The organism is Herbaspirillum camelliae, from assembly GCF_001929405.1.
GTDB classification, from domain to species: Bacteria; Pseudomonadota; Gammaproteobacteria; order Burkholderiales; family Burkholderiaceae_D; genus Herbaspirillum; species Herbaspirillum seropedicae.
The window spans coordinates 4,690,944-4,707,778 of sequence record NZ_KV880769.1 but is presented as its reverse complement, the minus strand read 5'-3'; the positions used below and the strand labels follow the sequence as shown (position 1 = coordinate 4,707,778).

At 64.4% G+C, this 16,835-nt stretch carries 22 protein-coding genes; 16 read left to right on the top strand and 6 right to left on the bottom strand.

The window, feature by feature from the left end; genetic code table 11:
* Positions 1-7 precede the first annotated feature (7 nt).
* The 10 genes from mdcC (at position 8) to BGK68_RS21000 (ending at position 7,030) form a co-directional block, all read left to right on the top strand.
* On the top strand, positions 8-322 hold the full coding sequence (gene mdcC / locus BGK68_RS21045; protein ID WP_041310847.1) for a malonate decarboxylase acyl carrier protein: 315 nt from the start codon (positions 8-10) through the stop codon (positions 320-322).
* Positions 319-1,215, top strand: coding sequence for a biotin-independent malonate decarboxylase subunit beta (locus BGK68_RS21040; RefSeq protein ID WP_075258680.1), 897 nt, complete (start codon positions 319-321; stop codon positions 1,213-1,215). The genes mdcC and BGK68_RS21040 overlap by 4 nt, the downstream gene beginning before the upstream one ends.
* A 9-nt stretch (positions 1,216-1,224) precedes the next feature.
* The gene (mdcE, locus tag BGK68_RS21035; protein ID WP_013234655.1) at positions 1,225-1,965 is read left to right on the top strand and encodes a biotin-independent malonate decarboxylase subunit gamma; all 741 of its coding nucleotides are present in this window, start codon (positions 1,225-1,227) and stop codon (positions 1,963-1,965) included.
* 5 nt (positions 1,966-1,970) lie between these two features.
* A complete protein-coding gene (gene mdcG, locus BGK68_RS21030; protein ID WP_075258679.1) occupies positions 1,971-2,684 on the top strand; it encodes a malonate decarboxylase holo-[acyl-carrier-protein] synthase in 714 nt (237 codons plus the stop codon).
* Positions 2,672-3,616, top strand: a complete 945-nt coding sequence (gene mdcB / locus BGK68_RS21025) for a triphosphoribosyl-dephospho-CoA synthase MdcB (RefSeq protein ID WP_075258678.1) — start codon at positions 2,672-2,674, stop codon at positions 3,614-3,616. The genes mdcG and mdcB overlap by 13 nt, the downstream gene beginning before the upstream one ends.
* The gene (locus tag BGK68_RS21020; protein ID WP_075258677.1) at positions 3,613-4,557 is read left to right on the top strand and encodes an acyltransferase domain-containing protein; all 945 of its coding nucleotides are present in this window, start codon (positions 3,613-3,615) and stop codon (positions 4,555-4,557) included. The genes mdcB and BGK68_RS21020 overlap by 4 nt, the downstream gene beginning before the upstream one ends.
* A gap of 151 nt (positions 4,558-4,708) precedes the next feature.
* Positions 4,709-4,957 carry a DUF6139 family protein gene (locus tag BGK68_RS21015; RefSeq protein WP_041310845.1) on the top strand — a complete coding sequence of 83 codons (249 nt, stop codon included), beginning with the start codon at positions 4,709-4,711 and terminating at the stop codon, positions 4,955-4,957.
* 33 nt (positions 4,958-4,990) lie between these two features.
* On the top strand, positions 4,991-5,233 hold the full coding sequence (locus BGK68_RS21010) for a hypothetical protein (RefSeq protein ID WP_075258676.1): 243 nt from the start codon (positions 4,991-4,993) through the stop codon (positions 5,231-5,233).
* Positions 5,234-5,436: 203 nt separating this feature from the next.
* Positions 5,437-6,369: a 2-hydroxyacid dehydrogenase gene (locus BGK68_RS21005; protein WP_075258675.1), complete on the top strand. Its 933-nt coding sequence runs from the start codon at positions 5,437-5,439 to the stop codon at positions 6,367-6,369.
* A gap of 181 nt (positions 6,370-6,550) precedes the next feature.
* Positions 6,551-7,030, top strand: a complete 480-nt coding sequence (locus BGK68_RS21000) for an acyl-CoA thioesterase (RefSeq protein WP_013234649.1) — start codon at positions 6,551-6,553, stop codon at positions 7,028-7,030.
* A gap of 16 nt (positions 7,031-7,046) precedes the next feature.
* On the opposite strand, the gene BGK68_RS27655 is transcribed toward BGK68_RS21000, so the two are convergent.
* Positions 7,047-7,595 (bottom strand): hypothetical protein, encoded by a 549-nt coding sequence (locus BGK68_RS27655; RefSeq protein ID WP_143433130.1) that lies wholly within the window; start codon positions 7,593-7,595, stop codon positions 7,047-7,049.
* A 243-nt stretch (positions 7,596-7,838) separates the two neighbouring features.
* On the opposite strand from BGK68_RS27655, the gene BGK68_RS27890 reads away from it, so the two are divergent.
* Together BGK68_RS27890 and BGK68_RS20995 are read left to right on the top strand one after the other, a co-directional pair.
* Positions 7,839-8,006: a hypothetical protein gene (locus BGK68_RS27890; protein ID WP_158035489.1), complete on the top strand. Its 168-nt coding sequence runs from the start codon at positions 7,839-7,841 to the stop codon at positions 8,004-8,006.
* Positions 7,990-9,603, top strand: a complete 1,614-nt coding sequence (locus BGK68_RS20995) for a methyl-accepting chemotaxis protein (protein WP_075258674.1) — start codon at positions 7,990-7,992, stop codon at positions 9,601-9,603. Before BGK68_RS27890 ends, BGK68_RS20995 begins: the two co-directional genes overlap by 17 nt.
* 90 nt (positions 9,604-9,693) lie before the next feature.
* Here the strand turns inward: BGK68_RS20995 and BGK68_RS20990 are convergent, their stop codons facing one another.
* Together BGK68_RS20990 and BGK68_RS20985 are read right to left on the bottom strand one after the other, a co-directional pair.
* Positions 9,694-10,482 (bottom strand): 2-keto-4-pentenoate hydratase, encoded by a 789-nt coding sequence (locus tag BGK68_RS20990; RefSeq protein ID WP_075258673.1) that lies wholly within the window; start codon positions 10,480-10,482, stop codon positions 9,694-9,696.
* Between the two features lie 55 nt (positions 10,483-10,537).
* A complete protein-coding gene (locus tag BGK68_RS20985) occupies positions 10,538-10,987 on the bottom strand; it encodes a CopD family protein (protein ID WP_013234643.1) in 450 nt (149 codons plus the stop codon).
* Here BGK68_RS20985 and BGK68_RS28425 point away from each other — a divergent pair.
* On the top strand, positions 10,986-11,246 hold the full coding sequence (locus BGK68_RS28425) for a hypothetical protein (protein WP_075258672.1): 261 nt from the start codon (positions 10,986-10,988) through the stop codon (positions 11,244-11,246). The two genes, BGK68_RS20985 and BGK68_RS28425, sit on opposite strands and share 2 nt — an antisense overlap.
* Positions 11,247-11,348: 102 nt before the next feature.
* Here the strand turns inward: BGK68_RS28425 and BGK68_RS20975 are convergent, their stop codons facing one another.
* From BGK68_RS20975 to BGK68_RS20965, 3 genes are all read right to left on the bottom strand, one after another.
* On the bottom strand, positions 11,349-11,825 hold the full coding sequence (locus tag BGK68_RS20975; RefSeq protein WP_075258671.1) for a hypothetical protein: 477 nt from the start codon (positions 11,823-11,825) through the stop codon (positions 11,349-11,351).
* Positions 11,826-12,150: 325 nt separating this feature from the next.
* Entirely contained in the window at positions 12,151-13,158 is a 1,008-nt protein-coding gene (galU, locus tag BGK68_RS20970) for a UTP--glucose-1-phosphate uridylyltransferase GalU (protein WP_075258670.1), read from the bottom strand.
* Between the two features lie 79 nt (positions 13,159-13,237).
* A complete protein-coding gene (locus BGK68_RS20965) occupies positions 13,238-13,618 on the bottom strand; it encodes a zinc-binding metallopeptidase (protein ID WP_075258669.1) in 381 nt (126 codons plus the stop codon).
* A gap of 413 nt (positions 13,619-14,031) precedes the next feature.
* Between BGK68_RS20965 and BGK68_RS20960 the strand changes: the two genes are divergently transcribed.
* From BGK68_RS20960 to BGK68_RS27645, 3 genes are all read left to right on the top strand, one after another.
* On the top strand, positions 14,032-14,283 hold the full coding sequence (locus tag BGK68_RS20960; RefSeq protein WP_008329542.1) for a GlsB/YeaQ/YmgE family stress response membrane protein: 252 nt from the start codon (positions 14,032-14,034) through the stop codon (positions 14,281-14,283).
* A gap of 288 nt (positions 14,284-14,571) precedes the next feature.
* Positions 14,572-16,221 (top strand): phosphoglucomutase (alpha-D-glucose-1,6-bisphosphate-dependent), encoded by a 1,650-nt coding sequence (gene pgm / locus BGK68_RS20955; RefSeq protein WP_075258668.1) that lies wholly within the window; start codon positions 14,572-14,574, stop codon positions 16,219-16,221.
* A gap of 261 nt (positions 16,222-16,482) precedes the next feature.
* Entirely contained in the window at positions 16,483-16,749 is a 267-nt protein-coding gene (locus BGK68_RS27645; protein ID WP_143433129.1) for a hypothetical protein, read from the top strand.
* The last annotated feature ends 86 nt before the right edge of the window (positions 16,750-16,835 follow it).

The following is a 16,835-nucleotide window of genomic DNA, read 5'->3' as shown; positions in this document are numbered from 1 at the left end:
CGACGATATGGAAACTTTGACTTTTCGCTTCGAGCACGGCCAGCGCCGCCTCAAGGCCGCGCCTGAACTGGTCGGCGTGGTCAGCTCCGGCAACCTGGAAGTGCTGATCGAGAATGCGGCCTTGGACGGCGCCTGCGCCATCGAGGTCAAGACGGCGGCACGCGGTTTCGGCGCCATCTGGGAAGCCGTGATGCGCGACTTCCAGCAGCGCTGGCAACTGGCCGACGCCCGCATCTCCATCAACGACATGGGCGCCACGCCTGCCGTGGTCAGCCTGCGCCTGGACCAGGCCGTGGAAGCCATGGTGGAGGAGGGCCAATGAGCGCGAGCTATCTGGAAGCCACCGCGCGCGAGCGCATCCTGGCCGTGCTGGACGCCGGCAGCTTCAAGGAACTGTTGCCGCCGGCCCAGCGCGTGGTCAGTCCGCACCTGGGCCAGCTGGATGCGCCGGTGTCCTTCGATGACGGCGTCATCATCGGCGAAGGCCTGCTCGATGGCCAGGCCGTGATGGCCGCCGCGCAAGAGGGCGGCTTCATGGGCGGAGCCGTGGGCGAGGTGCATGGGGCCAAGCTGGTGGGGCTGCTCAGGCGCGCCGTGGTCAAACAGGCGGTCGGGGTGATCCTGCTGCTGGAAACGGGCGGTGTGCGCCTGCATGAAGCCAATGCCGGCCTCATCGCCGTCTCCGAAGTCATGCGCGCCGTGCTGGAAACACGGGCTGCCGGTATTCCCGTGATCGTGCTGGTGGGCGGCGCCAATGGCTGCTTCGGCGGCATGGGCATCGTGGCGCGCTGCGCCAATACGGTCATCATGTCCGAGGAAGGGCGGCTGGCCATGTCCGGCCCCGAAGTGATCGAGACCGCCAATGGCGTGGAAGAATTCGACTCGCGCGACCGCGCCCTGGTCTGGCGCACCACCGGCGGCAAGCACCGCTACCTGATCGGCGATTGCCAGCAACTGGTCAGCGACGACACAGCGGCCTTCCGGGCTGCCGCCATCGCGGCGCTGGCGCAGGTGAGCGCCCCGCAACTGACGCTGGCTGCGCTGGAAGTCGAACAGGAAATGCTGCGCCGTCGCATCGCCACCTTCGGCCTGGCCGACGACCCCATGGATATCTGGGCCGAACTGGGCGTGTCCCGTCCGGACAGCGTGCCGATGCTGGAGGCCGACGCCTTCACGGCCATGGCCCAGGCCCATCGCATCACATCGCCCGCCTGAGAGGACGCCATGACCGCAACCCCGACTCCCGGCCAGGTGGACTGGCGCGCATTGGCGCAGACCTTGTTCCCGCAGGGCCACCAGATCACTGAATCAGAGCATTTCCTTTCCGGTACCGCCCAGGTCGATGGCCACACCGTCACCGTGGTCGGCACCACCGGTCACACGCCCATCGGCATCGAGATTGCGCTGGCGCAAGCCACCGCCATCCTGGACACCGTGCGCAACCATCCGGGCCGCGCCATCGTCATCCTGGTCGATACGCAAGGCCAGCGCCTGCGCCACCGCGATGAAATGCTCGGCATCAACAGCTACATGGCGCACCTGGGCAAGTGCGTGGAACTGGCGCGCCGCCAGGGCCATCGCGTCATCGGCCTGGTCTATGACCAGGCCTTGTCGGGCGGCTTCATCACCAGCGGCCTGATTGCCGACGCCTGCTACGCCTTGCCCGACGCCACCATCCGCGTCATGGGCCTGCCGGCGATGGCGCGCATCACCAAGGTGCCCGAAGAACGCCTCACCGAACTGGCCAAGAGCAATCCGGTCTTCGCGCCGGGTCCGGAAAACTACCTGCGCATGGGCGGCGTGGCCGAGATCTGGAGCGGCGACCTGGCCCAGGCCATGCGCCAGGCGCTGGCGAGCGCGGACAATGCCGATGTACGGGCCGCGCTGGGCCGTGCGCGCGGCGGGCGTCAATGGGCGCAGCGCGTGATCGACGCCGTGGCCCACGATGCACCCTTGAACGGGTGACAGCGATGACGCCGGTGCAACGTCATCATCTGCTCTGGCTCACCGAGGCCGCCTGGACGCGCTTGCAGGCGCAATCCCAGGACAGCCGCGAGCAGGCGGTGCTGGCGCGCTGGCAGCAGATGCGCTGGCCGGTTGTGGTGCGCCGCGCCGAGGCCGATGCCCGTGCCGACGAACTCTGCGCCGGCATCGCCTTGCCGCCCGATGCACAGGGCAACAAGCCGCGCCTGGCCTTGCGCGTGCAACGCGCCGAGGTGGCGGCCAGCCATGCTCCCTATCAGTTGCGCGATATTGCGGCGGCGCGTCTGCGCGATCTGCCGCACGGCTGGCAGGCGGGCATGGACGAGTTGCAGCAGCAGATGCAGGCCGCGGGCATTGCCTTGGCGGTATTCGGTTCGCTGTCCTGGCAGGCCATCACCGCCCAGGCATACGTGCGCAGCAGTTCCGATATCGACCTGCTGTTCGTGCCGGACAGCCAGGCGCAACTGGCGCAGGGGCTGCAGCTGCTGGCCCGGCAGGCGGCCATGCTGCCGCTGGATGGCGAGATCGTCTTCCCGGATGGCGCAGCGGTGTCGTGGAAGGAATGGCAACAGGTGATGAGCAAGGATACGAAGAGCGACGCCAGGGTGATGGTCAAGCGGCCTGCGGCTGTGGCGCTGGAACCGGTGGCGCAACTCATGGCTGCCTTGGCCGCCAGGGAAGGGCAGGCATGCGCCGTCTGATGGCCCATCCCGCCCTGCTGGCGGTGCCGCTGCATCCTCTGCAACAGCGCCGCGCCGTACGCCAGAACCTGCAGTTCTGTCGTCAGCTGGCGCGCCTGGCGCTGCGCAGCCTGCATCAGGAACTGGTGCTGTATCCCAAGCCGGGGCTGGTCTCGCTGATCGACAACGGCAGCCATGACGACATGGACGCCAGCACCTTTCTGCGTAGCCTTTTTTCGCTGCGCCACTATTTCTTCCAGATTGCTGCTGCGGGCCTCAAGGGCGCGCCTTTCCATCACCTGCAGAAGCTGGCCATTGCCGCCGAAGCCCGCATGCTGCGCGCCACTGGCGGCGTGAACACCCATCGCGGTGCGATCTTCGCGCTGGGCATGCTGTGCGCCGCCATGGCCTGTTGCCGTAGTCGCAAGCTGCCCTTGCAGGCCGAGGTCATCCGCGCCACGCTGCTGATCCAGTGGGGCGATGCGCTGGCGCGCCATAGTGGCGTCAATGACAATAGCTGCGTCGGCCAGCGCAGCCACGGTCAGTCGGTAGCGCTCGCGCATGCCGTGGGCGGGGCGCGCGAAGAGGGCGCGCTGGGCTTCCCGGCGGTCTTCGAGGTCGCCTTGCCGCAGTTGCAGTCCACGCTGGCGCAGGGGCGCGCACCGCACGAGGCGCGCATCGACGCGCTGTTCGCCTTGATGGCCCATATCAGCGATACCAATGTCTATCATCGCGGCGGCGCTGAGGGCGCGCAGCGCGTGCGCCAGCAGAGCGCCGCCTTCCTCGCCGCCGGCGGCACCGGCGCGGCGAACTGGCGGGCGCAGGCGCTGGCCTGCCATCATGATTTCGTGGCGCATCGGCTGTCGCCGGGCGGCGCGGCCGACTTGCTGGCCGCGGCCTGCCTGGTGCATCAGGCGATGGCGCTGGAGCTGGAGCTGGAGCGCGGCGCATGAGCATGCGGCTGGCCATCCTCTGCCCGGGGCAGGGCGCACAGCATGCCGGCCTGTTCGACCTGCTGCGCGAAGATGAACAGGCCGCCGCTTTCCTCGACCAGCTTCCCTTGACGGACTACTTGGATGCACCGTTGGCGCAGGTGCTCTCGCAGCCCACCCGTCTGTACGCCAATGGCAATGCACAGGTCTTGATCGTGGCCGCGCAACTGGCCGCCTGGCAAGCCCTGCGCGAACCCCTGGCCGCTATTGCCGGGCCGCCGGTAGCGGTGGCCGGCTATAGCGTGGGCGAGCTGTCGGCCTATGCGGTGGCCGAGGTGATCGACCCTGTGGCGGCCGTGGCGCTGGCTGCGCAGCGCGCTGCGGCCATGGATGCGGCGGCGCGATCCCGGCCCGGGCAGGGTCTCATGGCGCTGGGCGGCATCGATCTGGCCGCCGCCCAGGATTGCCTACTGCGGCATGGCGCGCATGTGGCCATCGTCACCGGGGACGATACCCTCATTGCCGGTGGTTCCAGCCCGGCGCTGGAGGCGGTCGCTGCCGAGCTGGCCGGGCGCGGCGCGCGCACCACGGTCTTGCCCGTGGGGCTGGCCTCGCACACGCCGCTGATGCAGGCCGCCGTGACGCCCTTTGCCGCAGCGCTGGAAGGGCTGTCCTTGCACGCCCCCAAAACGGCGCTGCTGGCCGGCGTCAGCGGTCAAGGGATCGCTGATGCGCACCAGGCCTGTGCGCTGCTGCTGCGCCAGCTGACCGAGCCCATCCAGTGGGTCGCCTGCATGGACGCCTGCGTGGAGCGCGGCGTGACCGTTGCCCTGGAACTGGGCCCCGGCGCGGCGCTCTCGCGCATGCTGCGCGAGCGCCATCCCCATCTGTCGTGCCGCTCCCTGGCCGATTTCCGCAGCCTGGCCGGACTGTTGAGCTGGCTACGCCGCCAGGCTGACTGAACTCTGCAGCAAACGCTGCTGGCATCCCCCTGGCGCAACTGCTATGGTGAAGCGAGTCGCTGCGCGTGAACCAAACTTCATACCGCAAGTCGCACCTTCAAGGAGCGCCCATGGCGCACCGCCATTGTTCAACCCGACCAGGAGGCTGATAATGAAAGTCGACGTGTACAAGCGCCCGGATGGCGCAGGTTTGTTTTCCTACCTCGTCATTCCTCACGAAAAGATGTTGCCGGACGAAGTCACCAATACCGACTGGCAGATCCATGAGCAGAACGTGGACTTCGAGCGCGACGGCAAGCGACATTTCACCCTGCAGGCCGAGGACGCCTTCATGCAGATCGGCGAGAAGGGCTACGCCATCACCCATCTGGCCGAACGCAGCGGCGACGGTGCGTCCTGAGCGGCGCAGCACAACGCAACGAGGAGACAGACCATGCCCACCGAACAGATAGGCGATTACGAAGTCGAGTATGCCGGCGTGCGCGTCGTCGGTGGCCAGGAGTGGGTGGCGCAGGTTGCCATCTTCGGCCATTCCACCAACCCCATGCACCGCAACCCGGTGTTCCCGGCCCAGCGGGTCTTGGCCGACCAGACCTTTGCCGATGAAAAATCGGCCGAGGCCGGTGCGCGCCAGGCCGCCCATGAGTTGCTGGAACAGCAGCAGGTGCGGCACTGATCGCGCAGGTCCTCGCATCCCTCCCATCCTTGCCAATGACAGGCCCGCTCGCGCAGCGCAGCGGGCCTCTTCATTTCTGTTTGCTGCTGGCACGGAACTGGCATAGGAATCTCCAGCCATCCCGGCAACTGCCCCGTTTGACCGATTCGCAATAGAATGTGGACATTGCATTTTCCTTCACCCCCGCATTGCCAGCCCATCTCATGAAACCGCCCTTACTCGTCCTGATCCACCTCTCCGAGGAAAGCACCGCCACCATCGCCGCCCACTACGACATCCTCTACGCCCCCGACCGCCAGCGGCGCGACGAGATGATTGCCGGCCCGGCCCGCAAGGTGGCCGTGGTGCTCACCAACGGTTCCACCGGCCTGACCGCGGAAGAGATGCGCGCCTTGCCGCACCTGCAACTGGTCTGCACCCTGGGCGCAGGCTTTGAGAACGTCGATGTGGCGCACGCCGAGGCGCATGGCATCGAGATCGCCACTGGCGCCGGCACCAACGAGGATTGCGTGGCTGACCACACCCTGGGCCTGCTGCTGGCCATCCTGCGCAACATCCCGGTGCTGGATCGCTACACCCGCGATGGCGGCTGGCGCGAGACCCTCCCGCTGCAGCCGCAGCTGGCCGGCAAGCGCGTGGGCATCGTCGGCATGGGCAATATCGGCAAGAAGATCGCCCGCCGCGCCGCCGCCTTCGATGCCGAGATCGCCTATTGCAACCGCAAGAAGCGCGACGATGTCGATTACCACTACTTCCCGGACGTGGCCCAACTGGCCGGCTGGGCCGATTGCCTGGTCGTGGCCGCGCCCGGCGGAGCCCAGACCCGGCACCTGATCAATGCGCGCGTGCTGGAGGAACTGGGGCCGCAGGGCTATCTGGTCAACATCGGCCGCGGCAGCATCGTCGATACCGAAGCCTTGGGCGCGGCGCTGTCCTCGGGACGCCTGGCCGGCGCCGGACTGGATGTCTATGAAGGCGAGCCGCAGCCGCCGGCAGCGTTGATTGCCTTGCCCAACGTCGTGCTCACGCCGCATATCGCCGGCTGGTCGCCGGAAGCCATTCGCGCCTCGGTCACGCAGTTCCTGCGCAACTGCGAAGAGCACTTTGCCGCTGCCGAGCCGGTGCTGCGGGCCTGAGCGGCCCAGCGTTTTTTTGCCATGGATGGGCTGGCTGGCCGATAATAGCGGCCGCGGCGGGGCTGCTTTCCTCCACGAAAGCAGCCCCGGCTGGTCGCGTCTGCGCTCGGGGGAGCGCCGCGCCGGCAAGCCGTTTGACCCCATCACCCAACGCCACCACAAACAGAGAGAGCCACGCACCATGGATCTGCCATCTCACCAACTCACCATGACCGTCCTGATGACCCCGGACATGGCCAATTTCGCCGGCAACGTACACGGGGGAACCATCCTCAAGCTGCTCGACCAGGTCGCCTACGCCTGCGGCAGCCGCTATGCCGGGCAATACGTGGTGACCTTGTCGGTGGACCAGGTGATGTTCCGCCAGCCCATCCACGTGGGCGAGCTGGTGACCTTCCTGGCCAGCGTCAATCACACCGGCAAGTCGTCCATGGAGATCGGCATCAAGGTGGTGGCCGAGAACATCCGCACCCAGGAGACGCGCCACGTCAACAGTTGCTTCTTCACCATGGTGGCGGTGGATGACCAGCGCAAGCCGATTCCGGTGCCGCCGCTGCGACCCTTCTCGCAGGAGGAAAAGCGCCGTTTCGAGGCGGCCGTGATCCGCAAGTCGCTGCGCCAGGAGCTGGCGCGCCGCTATGATGAAGTCAAGCCGGGATGAGGATCGTTTGATCGGATCAATCCACCTCGCGCACCAGGCTTCCCGTCGCCCCTGAACCCTCCTTGGACGTTGTAGAAGGCAGCCCCTGAATGCCTTGATCGGGTGCGAAGGTATCGCCCAGCATTGAGGTGGGCGCGCCTTCGTGGCGGTCTACGACCAACTCCGCACCGATGAATTCCTTCCTCATCGCACACACAGTGGGATATGGTTCAAGCCATACAAAGCGCCGTTGAGCCGCGCCGCCCAAGTGAGGATCAGCCATCAGCAGTGAGCCGCACCGGCAACGGTATGCGCTTCTCAACCTGCATTTCCGTTCTCCCTCGCCAGCTTTGCTAGAGAAGGTCGGCGTCTGGCGCTTCCTCTGCAGCGTAATGCTGTCTCGTCGTTCCCATCTCATGTATTGCACTGTGAAACGCAACACACCTTCGCTTGCCGGAGGTGGTTTTGTTGCCACGCTACGCTGTCGATCGAAAAAAAACATTAAAAATGCAACATTAAGAAATAATAAAATGAAGAAAATATAAAATATGTTGTAAATATTAATTATGATGATGGGTCGGGGCAATATTTCCCTGGCCGGCTGAGTGCATCGAAAGGACGGTTATTTCAGTGGCGTCGTTGACGGAAATTCTCTCTTGGTTAGGTGTTTTTGCAATCACCTATCTGCTTTATCTGGCTATTGGTGCATGTGCCTTTGCAGTTTGGTTTGTTGCTAGAGCAAGCAAACAAAGACAGGGCGAGGACAGGCGGCGTTCTCTCCCCATCCGCGATCGAGAATAGTGCGCCAGCGCCTGTCAGGTATTGCTGAATGCGCAAGTTCATTACACCCCAACAGTTGCGCGAGGCGGATGCCGAATACGCTCAGCCAACGCCAGGCTCAACCCTGTTCTCCCAAGCGGTACAGGCGTTCACCCGGTGGGGCAGCAAAAAATCATCTCTAAAAGAAATCGGGGCGTATTGTGAAGAAATTTCGTGATCTTAAGATCTCCAGAAAGCTGTTTGTCTCGTTTGGACTGATCCTGGTACTGGCGACGGTGACCGGGATCTTTTCCCTCTGGCAGCTCAGCCTGGTCAACCAGTCGGCCAATGAGCTTGCGACCAACTGGCTTCCCAGCATCAAGACCCTGGGCGACGTCAAACTGCTGCTGGCCCGGTTGCGCAGCAACGAGTCGCAACTGATCCTCTATGCTGCCGACCCGGAATTGACCAAGACGCTGCAGGCCCGCACGGAGGATGTGTTGAAGGATCTGAATGCCGCGCTCGATACCTATCGTTCGCAGATATCGGAACCCGAGGAAAAGGCCATCTATCCGGAGGCCATTCGGCGGCTGGAGCAGTTGCTCAAGCAGCACGGAGCATTGATGAACGCACTGGCGCAGCAAGATGTCGTGGCCGCCAAGGCCATCTTCGCTGGCCCGTCGTCAGACCTCTATTTTTCCTTGCTCAAGGATTTCAGCACCCTGGCCGAAGTCAATCGGCGCGGAGGAGACCAGTCCGCAGCGGATACCGCGCGGATCTATCGGGAGTCGCTCATGTGGGGCGCTGCAAGCCTGCTGATCTCGACGTTCATCGGCGTTGCCTTGGCGGTGATCATCGCGCGCATCATTTCGTCACCGCTCTCGCTGGCCGCGCGCATTGCCGACACCGTCGCCGCAGGCAACCTGAGCACTGATATCGGCGCTGCAGGCAGCGACGAAACCGGGCAGGTCATCGGTGCTCTGCGCAAGATGAACCAGAGTCTTTGCCACATCATCAGCGGCGTCAAGACCTGTAGCGAGACGATCGCCACCGCCTCGCAGCAGATCGCCACCGGCAACCTGGATCTGTCTTCACGTACGGAAGAGCAAGCCAGTTCGCTGCAGCAGACAGCGGCAGCGATGGAGCAGATCACCGGCAGCATGCTGGAGACGACCGCGCATTCCCGGCGCGCCAACGAGCTGGCCCTGGGCGCCTCTTCCGTTGCTGGCGAGGCGGGACAGACGATGAAGGAGGTGGTCACCACCATGTCCTCGATCAGCTCGGCATCCGGTCGCATCGTCGAGATCATTTCGGTCATCGACAGCATTGCATTCCAGACCAATATATTGGCGCTCAATGCAGCGGTGGACGCCGCCCGCGCGGGCGATGGCGGGCGCGGCTTCGCCATTGTGGCCGCCGAAGTCAGAAGCCTCGCTCAACGTTCGGCCACGGCGGCCAAGGAAATAAAGACCCTGATCGACAACACCGTGGACCAGGTGGGTGCCGGTAGCCAGTTGGTGCAGAAAGCGGGGCAGACGATGCAAGCCGTCGTCGCCAGTGTGGAGCAGGTCACCACCATCGTCGCCGATATCGCCGCCGTGAGCGACCACCAGAGCAAGGAGATCTCTGAAATCAATTTCGCCATCGCCCAGATGGACAGCGTCACCCAGCAAAATGCAGCGCTCGTGGAAGAGGCCGAAGCCGCGTCCCAGGCCTTGCAGGAGCAGGCCATGCAGCTGTCCTCCATGGTCAGCCGCTTCAGGTTGCCGGCGTCGAGCGCAGCGCTGGCTCGCGCCGGCGAGGCAAAGCCCGCATCCAACGCTCATCAAGCGTGAGCATGCGGGGATGAGCCGTTCTGTGATTTCTGCCCAAGAGCAGAGGGCAGGGCAGGCGTCTTGCACCGGCAAGCTGCCCTCGCTGGCGTATCAGGTCAGATGGACCGTCACCGAGCCCAGCACGCCGAGATCGGCGCGCACCGTCTGGCCGACCTGCACGGGCATGGGGACGATGGTGGAGCCGGTGGCGACCAACTGGCCGGCCGCCAGCGTCAGGCCGTGCTGGCGCAATTCATTGACCAGCCAGGTCAGCGCAATGCGCGGATCACCCAGCACCTGCGCACCACTGCCGCTACGCTGTTCGCCCCCCTCGATGAAAGCGCTGGTGGCCAGTGCGGCCAGGTCCAGGCTGCGCCAGTCCATGCTGGTCGGTGCGCCCAGGACGAACTGGTCGGCGCAGCAGTTATCAGCGATGAGCTGATAGGCGCCGACTTCGCGAAACTGCTGGTAGCGGGTATCGGGGATCTCGATGCCTGGATGCACCGAGCCGACCGCCTCCATGACCTCTTCCTGGGAGTAGGGCTGGGGGCGCGGCGGCAGGGCGCTGCGCATGCGGAATACCACCTCGGCCTCGATCACGCTCATGAGGTTGTCTCCCAGCGTGACATGCGCGCCGTTGCGGTGCATGCGCTCGGCCAGCAGACGGCCTGCCATGGGGCCATCGACATTGAGCAACTGCTGCCCGCCCGGCCCGGTCGCGCCGATCTTCCAGCCCGCCAATGGGGCAAAGCTGCGGGCGTCTAGGCGGCCCTGGATGTCATAGGCTTGCTGCCGGTCGGCTGGCTGCAGATGCGGCGGCAGTTGCGCGATGCGGCGGTTGTGCGCCCAGCAGTCCCAAAGCAGGTCGGCGGCTTGCTGGCGTTGCGATTCGTTCAGCACGGGTGATTCCCCCTGTAGTGTTGTGATCGACAGTCTGTCTCTTGCATGGCGGCGCTCAGGCCGACAGCGGGCCGAGCGCGCCGATGGCGATGGTCAGCAGGCCCAGCAGCAGATTGATGCTCACCAGCTGGCGCACCTGGCCCAGCGCCCGGGCGGCGCGGTCCCAGTCCTGCTGGGCGGCGGCCAGCTTGAGGCGGCGGAAAGGAGCGAAGAAGATATGGGCAAAGATCAGCATCATCACCACGCCGATGCCGGTCATGGCATGGACATAGGGCGGGGCGTGGCCGGCGCCGAGCATGGCCATCATGTGCAGTCCGCTGCCCAGCACCAGGGCGATGGCGATCCAGACCCAGACGAAGAAGCTGGCCAGCACGGCGGCCATCAGCGTCAGGCGCTGCTCCGGATGCAGCACCGCCAGCGCCGGGCGCAGCGCCATGTGGGCGAAGAACATTCCGCCGACCCAGATGGTCAGGCCCAGCAGGTGGAAGAACTTGGCGATGAGCATGGCTTTCCTTTCTGGTCAGTGTGCAATAGACAACAATGCGGCATTGTCGCATGAGAGGCCGTTCCTGCGCCCGGAGCATGCCGGTGCGCGCCAGACCGTGGTAATGTCGGGCCGCAAGCTCAACCTCAATCCTTCCTGCCAGCGTCGGCTCTCATGCGTGGAGGGCGAGCTTAGCTTTGGCCAGGACGCCATCGGCACTGGCGGGGAGGGTGGGGTGATCGAAGTCGGGCAGGCGGTGCAATGGGAGTGGAATTTCTGATCTGCGCCGCCCCAAAGAAAATGCCGTCCGGCATGCTCGTGAGCAGCGGGACGGCATCGTCAGCACAGGGGGGAGGCGCCAGCGGCGCCCCGAGGTCCTGATTTACTTCTTGGGACGACCGACCTTCAGCGGGGTCAGGCCGGCCAGGATGTCTTTCAGTTCAGCGATCTTCAGGTTCTTGATCAGCGACACGCCGATGCGCAGCAGGTCGCTCTTCTTGATCTCGACACCGGCCTTCAGGCAGGACTTCTTGACCTGGGCCAGCACCGCATATTCGTTCTCGGGCATGGTGAAGCTGTCGCGCACCTGCTTGACCTTCTTGGGCTTGGCGGCCTTTTCGATTTTTTCGGTCTTTTCCGCCTTTACGGGCTTCTCGATCTTCTCGACTTTCTCTACCTTCTTCTCATCCTTGGGGGCGGCTGCCGGCTTGGCAACGGGCTTGGCTGCGGCGACCTTGGGGGCGGGACGGGCGGCCGGCTTGGCTACCGGCTTCTTCACGGCGGGCTTGGCGGGTGCTGCCTTGGCAACGGGTTTCTTCTTTTCGGTCGGTGCTGCTGCGGCTTGAACACGGGTGGCCATGAATACTCCTGTTAAAAAATTGATATAAACAATATATATTTTTTGCGCCTTCACCGCAATGCAGCTGATCAATTGTGAACGATTTCACCAACAATTTCTGGTTTGCAAACGTTTACAAGTCGCTGGTGCGCTGCAGCGACGGTTGCCCGGTCCCGGCGCAATGAATTTCTGGAGATTCACGGCGGCGATCCTAGCAAGCCCAGGTTAAAGCTCTGTGACAATGATGGAAAACAATTTACGGCGGGCTACTGCGCCGTGCAGGCGAAAAAAAGCAGTCCGGCCCAGACGGGCGGGACTGCAATGAACAACGGTCTCTACTGGGGACTTACATGACGCTGTTGGCTGCTACAGGCTGCTTTTCCTGGCCTGCGCTGCCGTGGGCGGGCGCGGCATTGGGCTTGAGCGGGGTGACGGTGGCCGGGCCCTTGGGCTGGGCGGCCTGCTGCAGGTCGTGCTGGGCGGCGAAGTCCTGCAGGAACTGGGCAAAGCCGCTGCCCACTTCCTTGTGCTTGATGCCCATGGCCACGGCGGCCTTGAGATAGCCCAGCTTGGAACCGCAGTCGAAACGCTGGCCCTCGTAGCGATAGGCCAGGATCTGTTCCTGCTGCAGCAGGGCCGAGATCGCGTCGGTGAGCTGGATCTCGCCGCCGGCGCCGGTGCCGATGTTTTGCAGGTGTTCGAAGATGGCGGGGGTGAGCACGTAGCGGCCCACCACGGCCAGGGTGGAGGGGGCTTCTTCAGGAACGGGCTTCTCGACGATGCCGCTCATCAGTTCCAGACGGTCGGCATAGGCGCTGCCGCTGACGATGCCGTACTGGCGGGTCTCGGGGCGCGGCACGTCCTGAACGGCCAGGAGGCTCTTGCCTTCGCGTTCGAACATGGCGGTCATCTGCGCCATCACGTTCTTCTGGCCGGCTTCCACATCCATGAAGTCATCGGCCAGCAGCACGGCGAAGGGCTCATCGCCCACCAGCGGCTTGGCCAGCAGCACGGCATGGCCCAGGCCCAGCGGCTCGGCCTGGCGTACGTAGACGCAGTTGATGTGCTTGGGGACGACGTGGCGGATGGTTTCCAGCAGCTTGACCTTGCCAGCGGCTTCCAGCTCGCTCTCCAGTTCATAGGCCTTGTCGAAGTGATCTTCGATGGCGCGCTTGTTGCGGCCGGTGATGAAGATCATTTCAGTGATGCCAGCTTCAACGGCCTCTTCGACGGCGTACTGGATCAGGGGCTTGTCGACGATGGGGAGCATTTCCTTCGGTTGCGCCTTGGTGGCGGGAAGGAAACGGCTGCCCAGACCGGCGACGGGGAAGACTGCTTTGGTGATTTTTTTCATGGTAGGCCCAGGTAGATTAAGTTGAAGGACGTGGCATCCTCACCCACATGCATCGCAGGTCGCGCAGCGCTAACGCGCCTTACGCCTGCTTGTTGTTCTTGATCATCTTCATGCACGGCAACATCCTGCCGCCGTGCAAGAGAGCGGCAATGCCTGCGAGGAACTGACCCGGCAAGTTCAATGCCGCCAGCAACACGCTGCGCGAACGCGGCGCGGCAGGCGCGTCGGCCGCGCCCAGTGTGATGCTGTGCTGGGCGCAGCCTTCGTTGAGCTGTTCCAGTACCGAAGCCAGCTGCGGCGCCTTCTTCGAGATCTGCTGCAGCAACTGCGCCGAGTCGCTGGCGTAGCGTGCATACTGTTCTGCGAAGTCTTCGCTGCCGCGCGCGCTGCCTGCGAAGGAGTGCAGGGCGAACTGGTTGGCGAATGTGGCGCTGTCCCTTCTGGTATCGATATCGGGCATGGTCGTTGGCTTTTCTGCTTGGCTGATCGCGGATGCAGGCTCCGAAGGGGAGGCTGCTTCAAAGTCAAGGTCGTGCAAGTGGCACAGCATTGGCAGTTGCGCGGTGTGCCATGCTGCGCTGCTTCAATTGGACGCTAGATTATGAAAACTCGCGCTGTCGCTCTATAGGATGGCTTCGGTTTGATGTGTAGGAAAAGAGGAAGCGTGGAGGAAGCTTCGCTGCCTCTGCGTTGCACTGCGCCGAACCGCATGATGCGTATGGCGGGCTTGTCCTACAGGGAAATGGGCCGCTGTCCGATACCTGCGGGAGACGTCCGTTTCTAACATGACCTCATCCGTTGGCCGCCCTGCGTGGCGGTGGCGGAGAAGCAATCAACACGGGGCATCCCCATAACGACAGGAAAGGGAAGATCATGGAACACGGACTCATTGCATGGCTGATCATCGGTGCGGTTGCCGGCTGGCTGGCCGGCGTGCTGGTCAAGGGCGGCGGCTTCGGCCTGTTGGCCGACATCCTCATCGGTATCGTCGGCGCGGTCATCGGCGGCTGGCTGGCCGGCCTGCTGGGCATCGCCGTGGGTGGCGGCATCCTGGCCTCCATCGTCACGGCCACGCTGGGCGCGGTGGTCCTGCTGGTCATCGTGCGGGCCTTCAGGCGCGCCTGACGCAGGCTGGCCCATCCGCCATCCAGTCTAGTCTGATGCTGCAGATGCAGGCCGATGCAGTGATGGCCAATGCGCCCGGGTTCGCGCCCGGGCGCATTGCGCTTTCCGGCAGCGATGGAGCGGATTGCTTCAGGCCATGCAGGAGAATGGGCTCGCAGCCGTTACAATGCCGGCCGGAACCTTTAAAAAACATTCACAAGAACATCAAGCCAGGCGAAGCCATGAACGTTGTCCCGCCTGGGCTTGTCCAAACGCTGTTTCTGTTTCCATTCATTAAGAAAAGCCATCATGAGTAGCGTCAATCCCCTGGCCGGCAAGCGCGCCGCCCCTTCGGCACTGGTCGATCTGCCAGTGCTGGTCTCCAATTACTACAGCCTGCGTCCGGATGTGGCCGAAGCCAGCCATCGCGTGGCCTTCGGCACCTCCGGCCATCGCGGCAACGCCAATGCCCACAGTTTCAACGAATGGCACGTGCTGGCCATCACCCAGGCCATCTGCGACTACCGCAAGGAGCAGGGTTTCAAAGGCCCGCTGTTCCTGGGCATCGATACCCATGCACTGTCGGAACCGGCCTGGCACAGCGCGCTGGAAGTGCTGGCCGCCAATGAAGTGGTGACCATGCTGGCCGAGGGCAGCCCCTATGCGCCCACGCCTGCCGTCTCGCACGCCATCCTCACGCATAACCGCGTCCACCGCGATGCGCTGGCCGATGGCATCGTGGTCACGCCCTCGCACAATCCGCCCGACAATGGCGGCTTCAAGTACAACATGCCCAATGGCGGCCCCTCCGACTCCAATGTCACCGGCTGGATCGAACAGCGCGCCAACGCCTACCTGGAGCAACAATTGCAGGGCGTGCGCCGCGTCAGCTTCGAGAAGGCGCTCAAGGCCGGCACCACGCGGCGCTACGACTACCTCGACAACTACGTCAGCGACCTGCCCAACATCATCGACCTGGCCGCCATCTCCGGCGCCAATGTCAAGATAGGCGTGGACCCGCTGGGCGGTGCAGGCCTGCATTACTGGTCTGCCATCGCCGACCGCTACAAGCTGAACCTGGAAGTGGTCAACACCGAGGTCGACGCCACCTTCCGCTTCGTGCCGCTGGACTGGGATGCGCAGATCCGCATGGACCCGTCCTCGCCGCATGCGATGAGCGAACTGATCGCACTGAAAGACCGCTTCGATGTCGCCATGGCCTGCGATACCGACCATGACCGCCACGGCATCGTCGCCAAGAGCCGTGGCCTCATGCCGGCCAACGATTACCTTTCGGTGGCGGTGTACTACCTGTTCCGCCACCGTCCGGCCTGGCGCGCTGACGCTGCCATCGGCAAGACCCTGGTGTCGAGCCAGATGATCAATCGCGTCGCCAAGCACCTGGATCGCAAACTGCTGGAGATGCCGGTGGGCTTCAAGTGGTTCGTCGATGGTCTCTACGACGGCAGCCTGGCGTTCGGCTGCGAAGAGAGCGCTGGCGCCTCCTTCGTGCGTTTCGATGGCCAGCCCTGGAGCACCGACAAGGACGGCATCACCGCCGCCTTGCTGGCCGCCGAGATGACCGCGCGCACCGGCAACGACCCCGGCCAGATCTACGAAGACCTGACCCATCAGCTGGGTGCTCCCCTCAATGGCCGCAAGGAAGCCGCCGCCACGCCCGAGCAGAAGGCGCGCCTGTCCAAGCTCTCGCCCCACGATGTCAGTTCCACCGAACTGGCCGGCGAGCCTATCCGCGAAGTGCTGACCACCGCGCCGGCCAACGGCAAGCCCTTCGGCGGCCTGAAGATCGTCACCGACAATGGCTGGTTTGCGGCGCGCCCGTCCGGTACGGAAAGCATCTACAAGATCTACGGCGAGAGCTTCCGCGATCAGACCCACCTCGACAAGATCTTCGCCGAGGCCCAGGACATCGTCACCCGCGCCCTCCAGGCTGGCTGAACGGCTGATTGCGGCGGGCTGCACCCGCACCGGATCGGACAAACACCCCGTCACGTGTCTGCATGGCGGGGTGTTGTTGTTTCGGCTCTGGTGGGGAAGGGAGTAGCCGCCTGAGCTCGCCCGACCGAAACTTGGACGTTTTCCTGCGGCGCCGGGCTGCCGTCCCTCCTACAGGCAAATCGGCCGATGTCCGGCTGAGGGGCCGGGCGCGTCTTCGTATGATGAACGTGTCGCATCCAACGCGCATCACAGGAGCCCGCCATGCAGCCAGACCCTGCCTCTCCCGACACGCCGGCTGCGGCCTTGCTCAGGCCGCCTGCTGCTACCCAAGCCGACCCAGCTTCGCGCCAGCCGTCGCCGGACGACCCACGCGCGAACGCAGACGCTGAGGTCGAACCCGACGGCACCGAAGATCCCTTGGCCAATGCCGATGACGGCGTGGTGCCAGGGCAGGGCGCTGATGCGCGCTCCCCCCGCGCCCGGCGCAGTCCTCTTCTTCAGAATCCGAACCCGGACCGCAGCCGCTGAGGCTGCGGCCAGGCCCGCCGGCGCTGGCCTCCAGCTGCCGCTGTCCCGCTGTCCCTTACTCAAGCTCAACAGGAGACCCTCATGCA

Coding starts and splice junctions, on each gene's coding strand:
- mdcC (WP_041310847.1), top strand. CDS start 8: ATGGAAACTTTGACTTTTCGCTTCGAGCACGGCCAGCGCCGCCTCAAG.
- BGK68_RS21040 (WP_075258680.1), top strand. CDS start 319: ATGAGCGCGAGCTATCTGGAAGCCACCGCGCGCGAGCGCATCCTGGCC.
- mdcE (WP_013234655.1), top strand. CDS start 1,225: ATGACCGCAACCCCGACTCCCGGCCAGGTGGACTGGCGCGCATTGGCG.
- mdcG (WP_075258679.1), top strand. CDS start 1,971: ATGACGCCGGTGCAACGTCATCATCTGCTCTGGCTCACCGAGGCCGCC.
- mdcB (WP_075258678.1), top strand. CDS start 2,672: ATGCGCCGTCTGATGGCCCATCCCGCCCTGCTGGCGGTGCCGCTGCAT.
- BGK68_RS21020 (WP_075258677.1), top strand. CDS start 3,613: ATGAGCATGCGGCTGGCCATCCTCTGCCCGGGGCAGGGCGCACAGCAT.
- BGK68_RS21015 (WP_041310845.1), top strand. CDS start 4,709: ATGAAAGTCGACGTGTACAAGCGCCCGGATGGCGCAGGTTTGTTTTCC.
- BGK68_RS21010 (WP_075258676.1), top strand. CDS start 4,991: ATGCCCACCGAACAGATAGGCGATTACGAAGTCGAGTATGCCGGCGTG.
- BGK68_RS21005 (WP_075258675.1), top strand. CDS start 5,437: ATGAAACCGCCCTTACTCGTCCTGATCCACCTCTCCGAGGAAAGCACC.
- BGK68_RS21000 (WP_013234649.1), top strand. CDS start 6,551: ATGGATCTGCCATCTCACCAACTCACCATGACCGTCCTGATGACCCCG.
- BGK68_RS27890 (WP_158035489.1), top strand. CDS start 7,839: ATGCGCAAGTTCATTACACCCCAACAGTTGCGCGAGGCGGATGCCGAA.
- BGK68_RS28425 (WP_075258672.1), top strand. CDS start 10,986: ATGGCTTTCCTTTCTGGTCAGTGTGCAATAGACAACAATGCGGCATTG.
- BGK68_RS20985 (WP_013234643.1), bottom strand. CDS start 10,987: ATGCTCATCGCCAAGTTCTTCCACCTGCTGGGCCTGACCATCTGGGTC.
- BGK68_RS20975 (WP_075258671.1), bottom strand. CDS start 11,825: ATGGCCACCCGTGTTCAAGCCGCAGCAGCACCGACCGAAAAGAAGAAA.
- galU (WP_075258670.1), bottom strand. CDS start 13,158: ATGAAAAAAATCACCAAAGCAGTCTTCCCCGTCGCCGGTCTGGGCAGC.
- BGK68_RS20965 (WP_075258669.1), bottom strand. CDS start 13,618: ATGCCCGATATCGATACCAGAAGGGACAGCGCCACATTCGCCAACCAG.
- BGK68_RS20960 (WP_008329542.1), top strand. CDS start 14,032: ATGGAACACGGACTCATTGCATGGCTGATCATCGGTGCGGTTGCCGGC.
- pgm (WP_075258668.1), top strand. CDS start 14,572: ATGAGTAGCGTCAATCCCCTGGCCGGCAAGCGCGCCGCCCCTTCGGCA.
- BGK68_RS27645 (WP_143433129.1), top strand. CDS start 16,483: ATGCAGCCAGACCCTGCCTCTCCCGACACGCCGGCTGCGGCCTTGCTC.